This is a genomic window from Halapricum hydrolyticum, from assembly GCF_025517535.1.
GTDB lineage: Archaea > Halobacteriota > Halobacteria > Halobacteriales > Haloarculaceae > Halapricum > Halapricum hydrolyticum.
On sequence record NZ_JAOPKC010000001.1, the window covers coordinates 309,592 to 327,687 of the forward strand.

Here is an 18,096-nt window from a genome sequence, read left to right on the forward strand (position 1 = left end):
TACGTCCGACTATGACTGACGACGTCGCGGAACACGCGGCTCGATTCGACGAGAAAGCCTCGGAGTACGACGACGGCGACCACAGCCCCGAGTACCGGGACTGCCGTGATCTGGTGATCGAGCACGCGGCGGTCGACGGCGACGATGTCGTGCTCGATCTCGGAACCGGAACGGGCGCGCTCGCGCTCGCGCTCGCGTCGGCGGCCGACCGCGTGATCGGGCGGGACGTGAGCGAGGGAATGCTCGAACAGGCCCGGAAAAAGGCAGCAGACGACGGAATCGAGAACGTCGACTTCGGACGCGGCCGGTTTCGCGAGCCGAATCTGCCGGACGACGAGGACGTCGACGTGATCGTCTCGAACTTCGCGATGCATCACCTCTCTGACGCGGAGAAACGCGACGCGATCGACGTGATCGCTGGTCTCGGCCCCGATCGGTTCGTGCTCGGGGACGTCATGCTGTTCGGCGAGGCCGACCCCGAAGAACCGTTCTACTCGCCGGCCGTGGACGATCCGGCGACCGTGGGCGTACTGGCCGACGCACTGACCGACGCCGGGTTCGCGTTGACCGCCGTTGAGCGAGTCCACGAGCAGGTGGGCGTGCTCGTCGCCGAGCGGGCTACGGGAGATGACCACGTGTGAAACACCTGCCCAAGCACCTCCAGCCGCGGTGGCGATATCTGGCCGTCAGGTTCGAGACGTGGCCCGACGCGACCGTCGACAGGGGCGCGTTCCAGCGAGAGCTGTGGTACGCGGCACAGAACCTGCTCGGTGACGTCGGCAGTGCGGCAGTCGATCTGACCGTCGTTCGGTTCGACGGCTGGGACGGCGGCGGCGAGGCGATCGTCCGGGTTCGACGCGGCGAGTGCGAGCGGGCCCGGGCGATCGTGGCCTGTGTCGACGCGATCGGCTCGGACCCGGTCGGGTTGCGGGTCGCCGGGACCAGCGGGACCGTCCGGGCCTGTGAAGAAAAGTATATGCGTGGGGGCCCGGAACGAACTGAGCAGAGACACGTCACAGTCGGGGACGCGGAGCGGCCGGCTGTCGTCCGCGATGGCCGGCTCGAATACCGCATGAACGACGCGTTCACGGCTGGGACGCCACTCGACATCGAGTAACTATGCAGGGAAGCCAACAACAGCAAGCGTACGATCGGGGAATCACGATCTTCTCGCCCGACGGACGCCTCTATCAGGTCGAGTACGCCCGCGAAGCGGTCAAGCGCGGGACGGCGAGCATCGGCGTCCGAACGCCCGAGGGCGTCGTGCTGGCCGTCGACAAGCGGATCCGCTCGCCGCTGATGGAGCGCTCCTCGGTGGAGAAGATCCACAAGGCAGACGACCACATCGGGATCGCGAGCGCTGGCCACGTCGCCGACGCCCGCCAGCTCATCGACTTCGCGCGCCAGCAGGCCCAGATCAACCAGCTGCGCTACGACGAGCCCATCGGCGTCGAGACGCTGACCAAAGCCGTCACCGACCACATCCAGCAATACACCCAGGTCGGGGGCGCGCGACCGTTCGGCGTCGCGCTGATCATCGCCGGCGTCGCCGACGGACAGCCGCGTCTGTACGAGACTGACCCGTCGGGAACGCCCTACGAGTGGAAAGCTCTGGCCGTCGGCGCCGACCGCGGGGACATCCGCGAGTACCTCGAGGAGCACTACGACGACGACATGACCCTGGACGAAGGAGTCGGACTGGCGCTGTCGGCGCTAGCGTCGGTCAACGACGAAGGACTTTCGCCAGAGGGGATCGGCGTCGCCACGATTGCCGTCGAAGACGAACGTTTCCGGGAACTCGACGAAGACGAGAAACGCGAGCACCTCGAAGCGAACGACATCCTCGCGACCGAAGAAGACGACGAGACCGCCGGCGAAGACGAGTAGCTTCCACGCGTTCCTACGGCGCTACTCGTCGTACGAAATGCGCCTGACGCGTCCGGGGACCGACCGGAATTCCCAGATGTGGCTGCCGTTGCGGGCCGGCTTGACGCGATCGACCTGTTCAAGTCCCTGTTTGATGCACTCCCACCAGGCCGATTCGGAGTCGTAGCCGGCGGGGAATTCCTCGTAGAGTGCGTCGAGGAAATCGTTCCGCTTTGCCGATTCGAGGTCGCGGAGCAACGCGAGCGCGGCCCCGACGGCTCGTCGCCGTCGCGCCACCAGTTCCTCCTCGTACCCGGGGACCTCGATCGCGTCGAGATCGGCGATGTCTTCGCCGATCCGACGGTCGTCGTCGATCGCCGTCTGCGAGCTGTAGTTGATCCCCGAGCCGACGCCGTCGCCGAGGCGCTCGCGGGTCTGTGCGACTGCACGGCGGGCGAACTCGTCGAAGCGGTTCGCCTCGACGTTCGAGAGGGCAGAGGCGCTGTCCGCGAGCGTATCGTCTTCGATCCGGTCGACGTTCGGCGCGAGGTTCGTCCCCATGACCGCCGCGAAGTCGTCGGGATCGGGCGGATCGGCCTCGATCTCGCGTTCGATCGGCGGCGTTTCGACGTTCCGGAGGTCCATCTCTTCGGCTCGCTCGGCGTAGGCGGTCAGCAACGCTGCGCGTTCGTCGTCGCTGTCGATCGCGAATCGACGGCTGACGATCCACTTGAGGTACGCCTCTCGCGTCTCAAAGCCGAGTAAATCGGCCTCGACGGCCAACCCGCGTGCGGTCTCCTCCGACACGTCCAGCTCGAACGTGGGCATTCGATAACCGATACTGGATTAGCGTGTATAAAACCATCTCCTGCTGCGCCAGGTCTCCGACGCAGCGATTCGCGACGCACTTTCGAAATGCATTTTCTCTCTTGCCCTCGTCCGATATCATATCTGATATCCGGAAGAAAAGGTTATATCCCGCTGATTCCATCACCACCGTAAGGCACCCTGCAGGGTGCCTTATCCCCCACCTACCCCCCACCCCCACCTTTCCTGCGTTTTCGAACCGTTCAGTCAGCGATGGGGCCGCAACACCTTTGACCGATCCTAACCCACGAACAAGTATGGATGCAAACGACCTTCTGAAAATCGTTCTCGTACTGGTCGTAGTGTGGATCCTCCTGGAGATCATCGGTGAAATCCTCGGTATCCTTGGCTGGTTGCTCGGCCCGTTCCAGCCACTGTTGGGCCTGTTGATCGTCGTGCTGATCGTCCTGTGGTTGCTCGATCGCCTGTAGGACCGCGACGCTTATTTGCTGCTATCTCCTGGTTGAAAACGTGTACAGCCTGAACGTCCCGCCGCCGTCAGCAGTGACGCGGCTGGCGAGTTCGCTCGCTCGAGACGTGCCGCGGGCACGAGCCCGCCAGCACGGCGAGCACACGCTTGTTTGCAAGCGGCTCGGGGACGGTGACGGCGCTCGACTGGCTGCGCGGGTACGCGAAGCCCTCGCTGGCGTCGCGCCGTTCGAACTCCGAGTGTCAGGTATCGACCTGTTCGAAACGGCGACGACCGGGTCTGCACCCGTCGTCTATCTCGACGTCGAGAGTCCTGGCCTGCGACAGCTCCACGAGCGACTCTGTGGCGTCTTCGATCCGGTCGAAAGAATCGAAGCGGACGACTACACGCCCCACGTGACGATCGCTCGCGGCGGTGAGCTGGCCGATGCACGTCGACTCGCCCGGAGAGAGGTCGAGCCGATAAGGTGGACGGCCGAGCGACTGTCCGTCTGGGATAGTCATCGAAACGTCTCCGTGCGCGAATTCTCGCTGCCGGTTTGATAGTGACCGTCGTCCCTCTCAGAGCCGGCTCTGCTCGGACGAGAGCGATTCGTCCGGCGATCCGGTCGACACGGATTGGCGACCGATACTGCCGCCCTCCTTGATGATGTTCAGTGCCGTCAGCAGATCCGAACGGGTGAGCAGCCCGACGAACTTCTCGTCGTCGTAGACGAGCAACCGACCGATGTTGTTGCGCTGGAGCCGTTCCATCGCTTCCATCGCGCTCGCGGCCGGTTCAATCGTCTCCAGATCGGTCGTCATGATCTCTTCGACGCGGTAGGCTTCGCGCTCGACCTCGCGAACTGCACGCGCGTCTTCCAGTGTGACCAGCCCGACGATATCACCGTCGCGTTCGACTGGATACCCCGTGTGTCGCTCGCGGAACATCTGTTCGACCAACTCGGCGACGCTGTCCTTTGTGTCGACGGTCTGGACGCGATCGGCAGGCGTCATGATGTCGCGGACTTCGAACCCCTCGAACGCAGCTTTCATCATCGTCTGCTGGGCCTCGCCGGAGGCGCCGATGTAGATGAAGAAAGCGATGGCAACCAGGAACAGACCCCCGGGGCCGAACAGGCCGAACAGCCCCAGCAGGATCGCGAACACTTTCCCGACCTCTGCGGCGATCTTCGTCGCCCGAGCGTACCCGCGGTTGCGCGCGAGCAGCGCCCGCAGGACTCGCCCGCCGTCCATCGGGAAGCCGGGCAGCATGTTGAACACGGCCAGCGCGACGTTCATCAGTGCCAGATAGCCGAGCAGGAACTTCCCCGACGCCAGCGCGACGTTGTCACTGACGGGCACTATCAGAAACGCCACATACGTGAGCACCGCGAGCACGACACTGACGAAGGGGCCGGCCAGCGCGATGAGCAGTTCGTGGCGCCAGTCTTCGGGCATCTCGTCGAGTTGCGCGATACCGCCGAACAGCCACAGCGTGATCGAGGAGATCGGATAACCGTACCGGATCGCCACCAGCGAGTGGCCCAGCTCGTGCAGGACGACGCCGACGAAAAGCCCCGTCGCGGCAGCCAACCCGAGGCCCCATCGAATCAGATCTCCTTCGAGTGGTTCGATCGGCAGTCCGGCTCCCCAGATGTCGTTCAGGACAGCGGCAGTCTCGCCGATCTGCACGCCGATGATCCAGGCGAAAAGCGGCAGGACGATCAGGAAGGTTAGATCCAACTGAATCGGGATCCCAAACGCACTACCGATCCGGAAACGTGGCATATCTGTTTGTAGTCGGGGTATCACCTTAAGCCCGGGTGTCCGATATGTGCGCGCGACGACGTTGACTGAAAACCGTGAACTAGAATGATCGTTACAGACGAAAATATCACTATAGAAACTATTTTATCACAGATCTCGCTATATCGGGTAGAGGCAACATATGTCGGAAACAGATACTGCAGGCGCGATCGCTGGCGAGCGCTGGGCCGACCCCAGCGCGCTCGGATTGGCCCCGCTGGTGGGGATTAACCTCGCGTTCGCGGGGGATTTCCTCGGCTGGTGGGGGTCGGGTGCAGCGCCCCTCATCGCGGTCGTCGGGTTCGTCGGTGGGCTGCTCCAGCTGCTGACCGGCGTCCTGTCGCTCAAGCGAGGTGACGCCGCTGGCGGAACACTGATGGGGACGTTCGGAATGCTGTTCATGTGGGGTCCCGGATTCATGCTGGTCGCCAACGAGATCGGGCTCGCGGGCGGTCTGAACCCGTTCTTCGGGACGTGGTCGCTGTTCCTGGGCGTGTTGCTCGGGATGTGGTCGCTCGCACTACTGCAAAAGCCGTGGTTCGAGTTCCTGATCGGTCCGCTGGGCTTTCTCGCACTCGGTGCGGCCGGCATGCACGATCTCGGGTTGATCCCGGCAGTCATCCCAGGAATCGGGTTCCTCGCGCTGCTCGGCTGGGGGCTGTACATGCTGACCCACGCGCTGGCCGCGACGGGTGGGCTTTCCGTCCCGCTCGGCCGGCCGGCGATGGAACTGTTCGCCGGCAGTGCTGACGGCGACGCCACGTCTACACAGGTCTCTCACGGCGACTGAGACGGAGTACTGGACATCTGTTCCGTATCGACCGGCCGATATGGGGCGGTCGGGGCGGTAAATCAGTACAATAATCGGTGTGATCGTGATCGCGGTTCCGGCTTCGAAATCCGTGCGCTCGTCGATCGGTCCCGTTACTCGTCGCCGTCGCTGACGGCGACTTGCGCCGTCCGGATGACCTTTCCGGCCATCTCGTAACCGGGTCGGTGAACCTGTGCGATCGTTCCCTCCGGCTGGTCGCTGTCCATGCGGACGAGCACCTCGTGGCGCTCGGGATCGACCTCGTCGCCGGGTTCGGGCTCGACCGGTTCGACGTTCTCGTCTTCGAGGACACGGTCGAACTGTTTGAGCGTCGTCTCGATCCCGTCGCGGATGTCGGCGTCCTCGTCCTGTTCGAGCGCTCGCTGGAGGTTGTCCCGGACGTCGAGCAGGCGCGTGACCAGGTCCTCGGTCGCGCGTGCTTTCTCCTGCTCGCGGCGTTTCTTCATCCGCTTCTTGTAGTTCTCGAAGTCGGCCTGCTTGCGCTTGAGACGCGATTGAAGCGATTCGACCTCCTCCTCGTAGTCGTCACGCTCGGCTTCGAGCGCTTCGACCTCGAACCGGAGCGTCGCGAGTTCGTCGGCGACCTCGGCCGGATCGCTCGACTCGACGTGTTCGAGCACCTCCTCGGCTACGTCGAGATCTTCGGCGGCTCGTTCGTCTTCGAGATCGACGTCCGGTTCGGCGTTCTCGGTCGCTCCGCCGTCGTCGGCGCTTTCCTCGGACGCGCTATCTTCGCTCACAGACGTGTCGTCATCCGTCTCAGACGCGCCGTCTGTTCTCTCGGACGCGTCGTCTTCCCCTTCGGACACGTCACCGGTCGTCTCCTCGCCGTCGTTTGTCGTCTCGTCGGCCGACTGGTCGTCGCCGACGCGCTCCTCGGCCGTCTCTCCTTCGGACATGCCCTCCTGGTCGGTCATGTGCGGACAAAGCCGATACGGCGGTAAAAGCATTGATACTGTCAGTTGGTCACGGCCGAGTCTTGTCATCCGGCGTCACATTCTGCGGGCAGTCGGTCTCTTCGACGCAGCCGATCGGCAACGGTGTCGAGCGTTGACGGGACGCTCGTCCCCAGGAGAGTGGCAAGGAAATACCAATTATTCAAGATGGCACAGATGCATACCCTGGACGAGGACGGTCAAATCAATATATATGGTATACCAGATCCCGCCACAACTACCAATTGTCGGGTTCGTGTTTGTCGTCCTGATATCTCTGGCGGCGTACGGGGGAATACAGTATCATCGACTTGGCCACAGGCCAGAACTGCTCGCTTTTGTTTCCCTTATGTTTGGGCTGAGCCTGACTACCCTTGGCAACCTTTTCGTTGACGCTGCGACGACGGTAGAACTGAAGCTGCTCGGGTATAATTTCGTCAATACTGTTCTCGTATTGTTCTCCGCTTATTCGCTACTGTGGTTCGCGCTGGCGTATTCCGACAACACCGACTGGGTAAATCGGTGGACAGTCGGTATCGCAGTCGGGACCATCGCTGTGACCAGCTCTGCTGGCGTCCTCTCGCCCGAATACATGTATGAGGTGAACGGCCTCGTCTCGAACGGACCCGTAACAATCCTCGGAGTGACGTTCAAGGAGTGGGTCACTCTCGACAGGTCACTCAAATTACCGTTTCGTCTCCTCCAGGTCTATGCCTACACCGTGATCTTCGTCAGCGTAGTCATCCTCGTTCGTTATGTCCTTAGGAACCAGAGTGAGTTGTACCTGGGCGAAGCCGTCTGGTTGATAATCGGCATCGGAGCACCGCCTGTAGCCAATTCTCTTCTGCTCGTTGGGATTGTGCCGGCGGAATTAAACGTCACTGACGCTTCTTTCGGGATTACCGGCGTCGCCTTTGCGATTGCCATCTTCCGGTATGAAATGTTGCAGGTTGCTCCGGTAGGGCGTCGACAGCTCGTTGAGCAACAAAACGCCCCGGTCGTGATGCTCAACGAAGAGAGTCGCGTCGTCGACTGTAACCCGTCTGCAAGGGATCTATTCAACGTACCAGATGACTGGTGGGGCATGGCCGCCGAGGAGTTCTTCGCCAAATTCCCGGATCAATTTCAACGGTTTGCAGACGAACCTTCGGTTGAGACAGAAATCACTATGCGAGATGCGAGTTCGATCCGCCATTTCGATCTGGATATTTCTCCTATCCAAAACGAGAGAAAGACTGCGAGAGGGAGACTGATTGTGCTCCGTGAGATCACCGAACAGAAAGTTCGTGAACAGAGACTACAACGACAGAACGAGCGTCTGGAGCAGTTTGCCAGCGTCGTCTCGCATGACCTCCGCAACCCGCTTCACGTCGTGCAAGGCCGGCTCGAACTCGCCAAAGACGACTGTGGTTCTGAGCATCTGAACGTTGCGGCGAAAAGTCTCAATCGAAGCTTCGAGCTGATCGACGACCTGCTAGTGCTTGCCAGGGCCGGTCAGGACGTGAGTGACCGGGAACCGATCACTCTGTCGAGTTTCGTAGATACCTGCTGGGGCTCCGTGGAAACGTCTGAAGCCGCAATCAGAGTCGATGCTGAGATGACGATACTGGCAGACAGAAGCCGGTTCCGACAGCTTCTGGAGAACCTGTTCCGGAATGCGGTTGAACACGGCGGCGAAAAGGTAACCGTCAGGGTTGGTTCATTGCCGGATGGTTTTTTCGTTGCGGATGACGGCTCCGGCATTCCCGAAGAGACCCGAGAAGAAGTCTTCGATCACGGGTACTCTGAATACGAAGACGGCACCGGATTCGGATTATCGATTGTCGAGCAAATCGTGGAAGCCCACGACTGGGAGACACGGGTTACCGAAGCGTCCAACGGCGGGGCGCGATTCGAAATCACCGGTGTTACACTCGCTGATGAATAGTGTGCACACGTCGGCTACCAACTCTCGAAGAGGTTGGCTTATCAGTAGGACTCCCGAGTGACCGATTCTCCGATGTCTTTACCGGTCTGCGGCCGGTTCCGCCCCCGAATCGCAGACCAAAACGTCTTTTCGGTCGACATCGACGGGAGAGATATGCCTTCGTCACGCGTCGTCGTCGAACGGGACGTGCCGTTTCGCGAACTCGACGATCGAACTCTCCGTCTGGATACGTATCGGCCGGCCGAGACTGCCTCGAACCCTGCCGTCGTCTACGTCCACGGCGGGGCCTGGCGAGCCGGCAGCAAGGGGCAGTTCAGCCGCTACGCGGTCGAGTTCGCTGACCGCGGATACGTCGGCGTCGATCCGAACTATCGGCTCGCACCCGACGCGAACGTCCCGGAGATGGTCGCCGACGTGCTGGCCGGCGTCCGCTGGTGTCACGAGCACGCCGACTCCCTCGGCGTCGACCCCGATCGGATCGCCATCGCCGGCCACTCGGCGGGCGCACACCTGGCCGCGCTGGCCGCGCTCGCGCCCGGGGAGTTCGACCCGGAAGATACCACTGATAGTCCGTCACTTGCGACACTGGCCGGATTCAGCGGCGTCTACGACCTACGCGAGGACAGGTATGCGCCGCTCGTCGGAAACGGACCGGACGCCGCCGAGCGGGCCTCGCCGATCACATGGGTCGATGCCGACGCACCGCCGACGTTTCTCGCTCACGCCGCCGACGACGAGACCGTCCCGATCGACGAGACCGACGCCCTCTACGAAGAGTTACTCTCGGCCGGCGTCTCCATCGACCGGTTCCGGGCCGACGGCGGCGGCCACGTGTTCCTGTACGACGACATGGGCTGGTACGAGAAGGCGACCGAGCGATTCGCGAGTTTCCTCAATCGACACCTCTGGTCAGGTACCCACCGCTAAAGCGGTGGGCTTGTCAGTGGACTCCCGCTCTGGCCACGAGACGTGGCAGGCGTAAACTCGCCGTTCGCGTTCAACATCCCTGACTTCAGGGCGACCTGACAGTCCGCCCGTCCAGCCCCAGACTTGAGCCAGTGCTGGACAAGACGCCACCCGATATTCCGAGCGGCGTTGTAATCCGCGTGAAGTTCCTTTCCACACTTCAGGCACTCGAACTCGTCACCATCGCGGTTATCCTCGTGCGTGAACCCACACTCCGAGTGGCTGCACCGTTGTGACGTGTATTGTGGCTTCACGTCATCAACGAGGATACCGTACTCTTCGGCCTTGTACTCCGTGAGTTCTTGGAGCTTGTTGAACGCCTACTGCTGGAACTTAGAAGCGTTCGATATACGCTCTCGGATGTGTTCCAAGTTCTCGAACGCAATTGCATCGCAGTTGTGGCGGCGGGCTTCGAGAACCAGTGTGAGTGCGACGCGATGCAAGTAGTCCTCGCTCCAATTTGAGAACCGATTGCCGATGGATTTCAGCGTCAAGTGGGCGCTCCGAGTACCTGTCTGCTGTAACTTTCCACGACGCCGTTCGTACTCTGCACGCTTGTGGTTGAGGTAATCTGCGTTGCCGAGGAACGCGCCAGTCGAGGTGACGGCGAGGTAACCGTCAACGTTGAGGTCTACGCCGAGTACCGCTCCGTACTCGGAGGTAGACGCCTCGTCTTCGTCGCGTTCCTTTTTCATCGACACGTGCAAGTAGTACGTACCGTCGCGCTTGTGTAGCGTGGCCTCACCGCGCTCCCACTCGGCATTATCCCAGTATTCTTCGAATGGCGTTCCGCGAGTGTCTTCGGGTACGATGTATCCCGCGGTAACGCGGTCTTCTGTAGTTGATAAGGTGCAGTGGTCGTCGTTGTACGTGATAGTTCGACCATCGTAGACGACCACGGTACCGCGGAACTCAGGTTTGCTCGCTTTCTCACCGTCTTCGAGGATACGGTCTTTGCAGTTACCGAGTGCGTTTGCGGCGAGACTGCGTGCGGCTTGGACGTGGTTTGCAGTGAGATCTGTTTTTTCACGTACGTCGGAGTACGTGGCGTCGTGGAGTTCTGACTTACTGTCGATTATTTCGGTGGGGTCGTCAGACCAGCCGTAGTCCACGGCGTGTTGCGCGGCTTGACGGAATTGCTCGAACGTCTCATCGAGAACGCTGTGTGCGTTCTCATCAACGTCGAGTTTGATTTCGAGGTTTCTGACGACCATCACAGTTCAAATATTAGGGTTGTATTATTTAAAAACTGTGTTTTACGTTGGGGGAGTCAGCCGTGGTTGGATGCGTGGTTTGATTCAGAAGTGACGCGCTTCCTCCCACGGCTAAAGCCGTGGGTTTCCGCGCTGTCTCTGTATGACACGGTGCTAGCGGAAGCCCATCCCCTTCAGGGGTAGAGGAAGTCAAGGAGAGACGACAGCGACTCACCGGCGCGTGACGCGCTCGGTTTCGAGCACGGTCGTCGCGTCGTCGACGGTCACGCGCAGCGTCTCCGCACCGAGGCTGACCGGGACCGTCACGCGCAGCGGCTCCTCGCTTTCGAGGACGGCGTCGCTATCGTCGATACAGCAGTCGAACTCCCAGAACGACCGCTCGTCGACGCGTTCGCCGTGCTCGTGGAGGAAGGTGACGACTGCCGGATCAGTCAACAGGCGCACGCCGATGGTCGTCCCGATGGTCACCTGACAGCTCTGACAGGTACTCACGGCCGGGTACTGCAGGTGCCAGTCCGGGTCGATTTCGACCGTCGTTTCCATGCGGCCCCCACAGTGCGGACAGACGCCCTCCCGGGCGAGCGTGAAGTCACGCCAGGTCTGCTTGCTGTAGGCGGTGAAGAACTCGGCCGGATCCCGGTCGAGCCGTCCCCGGGGCGGGAAGTAACCGATATTGACCAGCACGGAACAGTCCGGACAGCCGATGACGACCCGCCCGTCTGAATAGGTGGCGTGCAGTCGTGTGCCACACGACGGGCAGGTCGCGTCGACGTCGATGTCCACGTCGGGCGGTGACTCGCCGAAGCGCTCGTCGAACACGATGTCGAGTGCGGACGCCCCGGGCGTGCGCAGCCGGTACTCGCCGTCGTCTTTCTCGACGAACCGATCGAGGAGCTTGTCGAGGTGGTAATTGAAGTGGCCGCTATCGGAGAACCCGGCGGCCGACTGGAGGTCGGCAAACGACAGGGGGCCGGACTGCCACAACGCGAGCAGGATTTCGATGCGGTTCTCGTCGGCGAGCGACCCGAACGCGGACGCCGCCCGCGTGACGTTGACGTCGGCGTCTCGGTCGGGGCGCGTATCCGTCATATACGCCGGTCGTTTCCCGCCCAGGAAGTTAGTTCCACGGATATCCGGTGTACGAACATTCACCGCGGGATCCGAACGTCGGCCAGGTGCGCGCCGAACTGGATAGAGATCCGGTGGTAACCCGGTATCGAGCAGAAACAGCCTTCAGGAGAGGTTTTTCCCCGTCCAGCATAGACTCTGTGGTCGTATGCACCATCCAGGCCCGCCGCGGTTCACGACGGTCGGCACGGCCGTCGAACTGGCACCACGGGATCCGAACCCGGAGATCGAACCGTCGGTCGAGTGGTCGATCCTCGAGGCGCCGCCGGACAGTGACGTCACGCTCGGCACGGACGCGGTCGAACACTTCGTGCCCGACCAGGCCGGCCGCTACAGGCTCCGAATGACGGCACCGGACGGCCCGCACGAACTGACCGTTCGCGCGTATTCGGACGTCAGCCGCCCGGCCCGGTTCGCGATCGATGCTGACGATCTGCCAGCGGCCGACGACGTGTGGATCTCGGCCCCGTTCAACGATCACATCCTCGGCGCGGATCGCGCTCGTCGTGAGGGCGACCAGTACGTCTTCGAGACGGAACTCCCGCCCGGTCGACACTCGGCGATGTTCGTGCCCGGAGGGAACTACCACGCGGCCGTCAGAGACACTGTCGAGATCGAGGGGCCCGAGCGGCCCCGGATCGAACTCGACGCGACCGTCGAAGACGGGGTCGTGACGGTCGAGGCGACGCCTTACGCCGGGCCGACGACGGTCGAAACCGACGGCGATCTGGACGTGGAGTTCTACCTCGACGATCGGGACACGCTCGCCGGCTCGCTCGCGACAGCCAGCCGCACGGCACGCTGTGATCTCGCCGCGATCGAGGACTCGATCCGCGTCCACGCCGTCGCAGTCGGGGCTCGACACTCCATCGCCGACACCGTGACGGTCTCGGCGGACGGGAACGTCTCTTACCCGAACGAACCGCCGACCTGGACGGACGACGCGACGATGTACGAGATCTTCACCCGGTCGTTTACCGGGCAGGCGGACCCCAGCTTCCGGGCGCTCGAAGGGCGCGTCCCCTATCTCGAATGGCTCGGGATCGACACGCTGTGGATGACACCGATCCTCGAATCCTACGCGCCACAGCGCGACGACGACGGCTACGAGCGCGGTGGTCCCCACGGGTATCACACGCTCGATTACTTCCGGACGGCGTCCGATCTCGGCACACGAGAGGAGTTCGAGTCGTTCGTCGAGACCTGCCACGAGCACGGGATCCGAGTGATATTCGACCTGGTCGTCAACCACACGTCGAAACACCACCGGAACTTCCAGTTGGCCTCGACGGGCGTCGACGACTACCGGGAGTGGTATCGGTTCGACGGGAACAGCGATCCAGAAACGTACTTCAACTGGAGTTCGATCCCGAACCTGAACTACGACTCGCTGGCCGTCCGCGAATTCGTCCTCTCGGTCGTCGAGGAGTGGGCACCGGTCGTCGACGGGTTCCGGTGTGACGTCGCCTGGGGCGTCCCACATGGGTTCTGGCAGGAGGTCCGCGACCGCGTGAAGGCCGAAGACGGCGAGTTCCTCCTGCTCGACGAGACGATCCCCCGGGATCCGCTGGCCCACGAGAACGGGTTCGACCTGCACTACGACACGACGCTGTACGGTCGTCTGCTGGAGATCGGCAACGGCGACCGGCCGGCGGAGTCGCTGCTCGAAGCGGTCCGGGCCGAACAGCGTGAGGGGTTCCCGCCGCGTGCGATGCAACTCCGCTACATCGAGAACCACGACGAGGATCGCTATCTGGACGAACACGGTCGTGACGCCCAGCGTGCTGCCGCGGCGGCCACGCTCACGCTGCCGGGGATGCCGATGGTCTACTACGGTCAGGAGACCGGGATGTCGCATTACCGCAAGCCCATGGACTGGGGCGGTGACGACGAGCTGACGCAGTTCCACCGCCGACTGATACAGACGCGCAACGAGCACGCGGTCCTGCGCCGCGGCGATCTCGAGGACGTGTCCTTCGAGAGCGAAACGGATCGCACTGTCGCGTTCGCCCGCGAGTACCAGGGGCAGCGCGTGGTCGTTCTGTTGCACTTCGGAGACGGGACTGCGTCGATCGCTGTCGAGGAGACCCTCTCGGAGACGGATCTCGTGACCGACGAGCCGGTCGATCTCGAACGTACTGACGGTCAGACGACCGTCGCTGTCAAGACCGTCTCGGTCCTCCAAGCGCGGACCGAGTAGCCGTCGATGCGGCAGACGTGTGTCCGACGTTCACCGCTACTTTTGATAGTAATGCGGCTCTATATTCCCGTATGCACGGGACGCCGGGAGACGTCTTCGAACACGAGCGGCTCCAGGCGACCTACGAGGTGCGGTCGCTGCTCGTCATCACGTTCGTACTGGCGAACCTGGCCGCGCTGCAGTTGCTCAGGCTCGGGTTCCCGATGGCTGCCAACGTGGTCGTCGCCGTCGCGGCGCTGCCGCTGGTGATCGTCGTCGTCGGCCTCCTGCGGGAAACCGGCCGCTGGATCGGTCGTCACGGCGGACCGGTCGGCTGACCGCAGACACAGGGCGTCGAACGAGACCGCCGCCGTCATACTGGTGACTATAACATTTCGAAATGATTCGGCACGCCGTCGTGCCGAATATCTTTACGAATTGATAGCCATCAGTATCAGTACGAGCGTTCTTTGGGCTCGTAGGTTTGCTCGTCGCCTTCGAGGATGACTGGCTTGTAGTATAGCTCCGGCGAGCCCTCGTTCCAGGCGAGCATGGTGTGTTTGATCCACTCGTCGTCTTTCCGTTCCTGGTGGGCTTTCCGCCAGTGTGCGCCGCGGAATTCCTCGCGGGCGAGCGCGCCGACGGTGATCGCCTCCGCGAGGTCGATGATGTTTCGCGTCTCGATGGTGTGGATCAGGTCGGTGTTGTACGTCCGCGAGGGGTCGGCGACCGCGACGTCCTGGTAGGCCTCGCGAGCGCGCTTCAGTTCTTCGAGAGCCCGTTGCAGCCCCTCCTCTTCGCGGAAGACGTTGACGTATTCGGTCATCGTCTCCTGGACGTCCGCCCGGACCTCGGCGTGGTTCGTCCCGTCGCGCTCCAGGAGCGTTTCGACGCGTTCGCGCTCGCGCTCGACGGCCATCTCGAGGACGGTCTCCGGTTCGGTCATCGCACCGTCGGCGGCCGCGTCTCCGCTCGCGTCCGCCGATCCGAGATCGACCTCGGCCCCGACGTCCGCGTCTTCGCTTTTCGCGGATGGCCCCGTCTCGATCTTCGCTTCGGCCATATCGCCACCTGCGGCGTGTTCCCCGGCGCGTGCACCGAACACGAGCAACTCGGGCAGGGCGTTGCCGCCCAGCCGGTTCGCCCCGTGCAGGGAGACACAGGCGTTCTCGCCGGCGGCGTACAGGCCGTCGATACAGGTCTGGCCGTTCTCGTCGGTCTCGATGCCACCCATCGCGTAGTGCTGGCCGGGCTTGACCGGCATCGGCTCTTCGAGTCCGTCCACGCCCTCGAAGTCCTCTGCCAGGTGGAGGATGTTCTCCAGGCGATCGATGATGCGCTCTTCGCCGAGGTGGCGCATGTCCAGGTGGACGTACTCGTCTTCGATACCCCGTCCCTCCTGAACCTCGGTCAGTTCGGACCGGGAAACCACGTCACGTGAGGCCAGTTCGCCTTCGTTGTTGGCGTAGCCGTGTTCGAACATGAACCGCTCGCCCTCGTCGTTGTAGAGGATTCCTCCCTCGCCGCGGACCCCTTCGGAGATGAGCACGCCGGTCGAGGGCAGCGTCGTCGGGTGGAACTGGATCATCTCCATGTCCTCCAGGGGGACGCCAGCGCGATAGGCCATCGCCGCGCCGTCTCCTGTGTTGGCGACGGCGTTGGTCGTGTGTTCGAACACCTGCCCCAGTCCGCCGGTCGCCAGGATCACGCCGTTTCGTGCGTGGAAGCCAGCGATTTCGCCGGACCTGATCTCGTAGGCAACGACGCCGTGACAGGCCCGGTCTTCGGGCTCGTCGTGGTCGGTCACGGCGAGGTTCATCACGTACCACTCGTCGTAGACGTCGATCCCGCGCTTGACGGCCTGCTCGTACATCGTGTGCAGCAGGTGATGGCCGGTCTCCGCACCGGCGTAGGTCGTCCGCGGGAAGGACAGCCCGCCAAAGGGCCGCTGTGAGACCCGGCCGTCGTCATCGCGGGAGAACGGCATGCCCCAGTGTTCGAGCTGGATCACTTCGTCGGGGGCGCTCTGGGCGAAGGTGTCGATCGCCGGCGCGTCGCCCAGGTAGTCCGACCCCTTCATCGTGTCGTAGGCGTGCAGTTCCCAGTCGTCGCCCTCTCGAAGGGCGGCGTTGATGCCGCCCTCTGCCGCCCCGGTGTGGCTTCGGACGGGGTGGAGTTTCGTGACGAGCGCCACGTCGGCACCCTCCTCGTGCGCTGCGATGGCCGCCCGGAGACCGGCACCGCCGGCACCGACCACGACGACGTCGTACTCGTAGGTGGTTGCAGTATCGTCCATGTGAATCACCAGAATTTGAGGTTGTTTTTGACGGCTTCGCGTTTGAGTTCCTGGATGTGTTCAGTCAGCGGAATGTCTTTCGGACAGACCTCCGTACAGGAGAACTGGGTCTGACACCGCCAGACGCCGTGTTCCCGCTCGACTATCTCCATGCGCTCTCGCTTTCGATCCTCTCCCTCACGCTCGTCCATCGCGAACCGGTAGGCCTTGTTGATCGCCGCCGGACCGAGGTACTGGTTGTCGCCTGCAGCGATGTTACACGAGGACATGCACGCGCCACACCAGATACACCGGGTGGACGTCTTGATCTTCTCGCGGTTCTGTCGGCTCTGGCGCTGCTCTTCGAGCTCGCCGTCCGGCAAGTCGTCGGGATCGAAGTACGGTTCGACGGCTTCCATCTGGTCGTAGAAGTGCTCCATGTCGACGACCAGGTCCTTGACGACTTCCTGATGGGGAAGTGGCTCGACCCGGATCGGCTCGTCCAGGTCGACGAGCTGGGTCTTACAGCCCAGCCGCTGGGTGCCGTTGACGAACAGCGCGTCCGAGCCACAGATCGCCTGCTGACAGGAGTGACGGAAGGTCAGCGAGGAGTCGTAGTGATCCCGGGCGTAGATGAGCGCGTCCAGCACGGTCATCCCCACGTGGAACGGCACCTCGAAGGTGTCAAACCGGGGCTCTTCTTTGCCTTCGACTTCCGGATCGTACCTGAAGACCTTCAGCTCGACCGTCTCCTCGTCGGCCAGCGACTCGGCCGCGGCCTGCTCGGCAGCCGCACGGTCGGCACGTCGCGCTTCCTTCTCTTCGAGACGTCGCGTCTGGTGGACGCTCACCTCCGGCTCCGGAGCGGAGTCGATGCTTCCCTCGTCGGTGTCCGTGTCGGTATCCATACTCATGTCAGATCACTCCTGCCATCGCGAAGGCGACGCGAATGCCCTGGGCGATCAGCAGCACGCCCGAGAACGCCAGCACGCCGCCGACGACGCGTTTCCGGGTTCCCTCCAGTCCCATGTTGACGAGCGCGTTGTACACGCCGTTGACGCCGTGGAACGTCGCCGCCACGAGGAACAGCACCATCAGCGAGAAGTAGCCCACTTCGCTCATCCGGGCCTGCGTGCCGGCGAACTCGATCTCGGCGGCGTGGTTGACGAAGTGCAGCAGGAAGAAGTGGAACGCGAGCGTGCCGATCAGGAACACGGCGGTCAGCCGCTGGAGGAGCCAGCGTCGCCCGCTTCGGTCGAAGGAACTGTAGTGTTCGGCCATGGTCAGAACGCCCCCGCGAGGAACGTCGGCACGCTTGCGACAGCGATGGCTCCCGTCAGGATCAACGACGCGTAGAAGCTCTTGTCCTGGGCTTGCAGTCCGATGCCCAGATCGACCAGCAGCAGCCTGATGCCGTTGAGGATGTGGAAGACAGCAACGGCGAGCAGTCCAACTTCGAGGATCCGAACGACGAGCAAACTCTCGAGCCCGCTGAGCGTCTGGTTGTAGACTGTCGGGTCAGAGGCAGTCGCCGTGCTCAACACGGCGATGTGGGTGAACAGATATCCCACGAGCACCCAGCCGGTGAACTTGTGGAAGATCCAGGCCCACATCCCGGCCGAGAACTCCGTCCAGCGGCCGACGTCCTCGACCGTCCCGCGGTTGTACGTCTCACTCATACGCGGTCCCA

Annotated in this window: 18 protein-coding genes and 1 pseudogene; 10 read left to right on the forward strand and 9 right to left on the reverse strand. The window is 62.8% G+C overall.

Annotation, left to right across the window (positions count from 1 at the left end; translation table 11 throughout):
* Positions 1-11 precede the first annotated feature (11 nt).
* Genes OB916_RS01615 through psmA form a run of 3 tightly spaced genes read left to right on the forward strand, consistent with a single transcriptional unit; the run spans position 12 to position 1,887 of the window.
* Positions 12-641, forward strand: coding sequence for a class I SAM-dependent methyltransferase (locus OB916_RS01615; RefSeq protein ID WP_315907524.1), 630 nt, complete (start codon positions 12-14; stop codon positions 639-641).
* Positions 638-1,117, forward strand: coding sequence for an Rpp14/Pop5 family protein (locus OB916_RS01620; protein WP_315907525.1), 480 nt, complete (start codon positions 638-640; stop codon positions 1,115-1,117). The genes OB916_RS01615 and OB916_RS01620 overlap by 4 nt, the downstream gene beginning before the upstream one ends.
* Positions 1,118-1,119: 2 nt before the next feature.
* Positions 1,120-1,887: an archaeal proteasome endopeptidase complex subunit alpha gene (gene psmA, locus OB916_RS01625; protein WP_315907526.1), complete on the forward strand. Its 768-nt coding sequence runs from the start codon at positions 1,120-1,122 to the stop codon at positions 1,885-1,887.
* 21 nt (positions 1,888-1,908) lie between these two features.
* Here the strand turns inward: psmA and OB916_RS01630 are convergent, their stop codons facing one another.
* The gene (locus OB916_RS01630) at positions 1,909-2,694 is read right to left on the reverse strand and encodes a hypothetical protein (protein WP_315907527.1); all 786 of its coding nucleotides are present in this window, start codon (positions 2,692-2,694) and stop codon (positions 1,909-1,911) included.
* Between the two features lie 296 nt (positions 2,695-2,990).
* On the opposite strand from OB916_RS01630, the gene OB916_RS01635 reads away from it, so the two are divergent.
* On the forward strand, positions 2,991-3,164 hold the full coding sequence (locus OB916_RS01635; RefSeq protein ID WP_315907528.1) for a DUF7554 family protein: 174 nt from the start codon (positions 2,991-2,993) through the stop codon (positions 3,162-3,164).
* 40 nt (positions 3,165-3,204) lie between these two features.
* Positions 3,205-3,705 carry a 2'-5' RNA ligase family protein gene (locus OB916_RS01640; protein ID WP_315907529.1) on the forward strand — a complete coding sequence of 167 codons (501 nt, stop codon included), beginning with the start codon at positions 3,205-3,207 and terminating at the stop codon, positions 3,703-3,705.
* 18 nt (positions 3,706-3,723) lie between these two features.
* On the opposite strand, the gene OB916_RS01645 is transcribed toward OB916_RS01640, so the two are convergent.
* Positions 3,724-4,932 carry a site-2 protease family protein gene (locus OB916_RS01645; protein ID WP_315907530.1) on the reverse strand — a complete coding sequence of 403 codons (1,209 nt, stop codon included), beginning with the start codon at positions 4,930-4,932 and terminating at the stop codon, positions 3,724-3,726.
* Positions 4,933-5,092: 160 nt separating this feature from the next.
* Between OB916_RS01645 and OB916_RS01650 the strand changes: the two genes are divergently transcribed.
* Positions 5,093-5,740 (forward strand): hypothetical protein, encoded by a 648-nt coding sequence (locus tag OB916_RS01650; RefSeq protein ID WP_315907531.1) that lies wholly within the window; start codon positions 5,093-5,095, stop codon positions 5,738-5,740.
* A gap of 134 nt (positions 5,741-5,874) precedes the next feature.
* On the opposite strand, the gene grpE is transcribed toward OB916_RS01650, so the two are convergent.
* The gene (gene grpE / locus OB916_RS01655; RefSeq protein ID WP_390884006.1) at positions 5,875-6,591 is read right to left on the reverse strand and encodes a nucleotide exchange factor GrpE; all 717 of its coding nucleotides are present in this window, start codon (positions 6,589-6,591) and stop codon (positions 5,875-5,877) included.
* A 340-nt stretch (positions 6,592-6,931) separates the two neighbouring features.
* Between grpE and OB916_RS01660 the strand changes: the two genes are divergently transcribed.
* Positions 6,932-8,644, forward strand: coding sequence for a histidine kinase N-terminal 7TM domain-containing protein (locus tag OB916_RS01660; RefSeq protein ID WP_315907533.1), 1,713 nt, complete (start codon positions 6,932-6,934; stop codon positions 8,642-8,644).
* Between the two features lie 153 nt (positions 8,645-8,797).
* Positions 8,798-9,571 (forward strand): alpha/beta hydrolase, encoded by a 774-nt coding sequence (locus tag OB916_RS01665; RefSeq protein ID WP_315907534.1) that lies wholly within the window; start codon positions 8,798-8,800, stop codon positions 9,569-9,571.
* Here the strand turns inward: OB916_RS01665 and OB916_RS01675 are convergent.
* Positions 9,568-10,827 (reverse strand): annotated as a pseudogene (locus OB916_RS01675) (RNA-guided endonuclease InsQ/TnpB family protein). The gene OB916_RS01665 and the pseudogene OB916_RS01675 overlap by 4 nt on opposite strands.
* Before the next feature lie 207 nt (positions 10,828-11,034).
* Positions 11,035-11,913 carry an ArsR/SmtB family transcription factor gene (locus OB916_RS01680; RefSeq protein WP_315907536.1) on the reverse strand — a complete coding sequence of 293 codons (879 nt, stop codon included), beginning with the start codon at positions 11,911-11,913 and terminating at the stop codon, positions 11,035-11,037.
* 187 nt (positions 11,914-12,100) lie between these two features.
* On the opposite strand from OB916_RS01680, the gene OB916_RS01685 reads away from it, so the two are divergent.
* Together OB916_RS01685 and OB916_RS01690 are read left to right on the forward strand one after the other, a co-directional pair.
* Entirely contained in the window at positions 12,101-14,152 is a 2,052-nt protein-coding gene (locus OB916_RS01685; protein ID WP_315907537.1) for an alpha-amylase family glycosyl hydrolase, read from the forward strand.
* A 71-nt stretch (positions 14,153-14,223) separates the two neighbouring features.
* Positions 14,224-14,469 carry a hypothetical protein gene (locus OB916_RS01690; RefSeq protein WP_315907538.1) on the forward strand — a complete coding sequence of 82 codons (246 nt, stop codon included), beginning with the start codon at positions 14,224-14,226 and terminating at the stop codon, positions 14,467-14,469.
* Between the two features lie 116 nt (positions 14,470-14,585).
* Here the strand turns inward: OB916_RS01690 and OB916_RS01695 are convergent, their stop codons facing one another.
* The 4 genes from OB916_RS01695 to sdhC are packed head-to-tail and all read right to left on the reverse strand — an operon-like array spanning position 14,586 to position 18,085.
* Complete coding sequence (locus OB916_RS01695) at positions 14,586-16,427, reverse strand: FAD-binding protein (protein WP_315907539.1); 1,842 nt, start codon at positions 16,425-16,427, stop codon at positions 14,586-14,588.
* A 5-nt stretch (positions 16,428-16,432) separates the two neighbouring features.
* A complete protein-coding gene (locus tag OB916_RS01700; RefSeq protein WP_315907540.1) occupies positions 16,433-17,320 on the reverse strand; it encodes a succinate dehydrogenase/fumarate reductase iron-sulfur subunit in 888 nt (295 codons plus the stop codon).
* A 1-nt stretch (position 17,321) separates the two neighbouring features.
* Complete coding sequence (locus OB916_RS01705; RefSeq protein WP_315907541.1) at positions 17,322-17,687, reverse strand: succinate dehydrogenase hydrophobic membrane anchor subunit; 366 nt, start codon at positions 17,685-17,687, stop codon at positions 17,322-17,324.
* Positions 17,688-17,689: 2 nt separating this feature from the next.
* Positions 17,690-18,085 (reverse strand): succinate dehydrogenase, cytochrome b556 subunit, encoded by a 396-nt coding sequence (sdhC, locus tag OB916_RS01710; protein ID WP_315907542.1) that lies wholly within the window; start codon positions 18,083-18,085, stop codon positions 17,690-17,692.
* Positions 18,086-18,096: the final 11 nt, after the last annotated feature.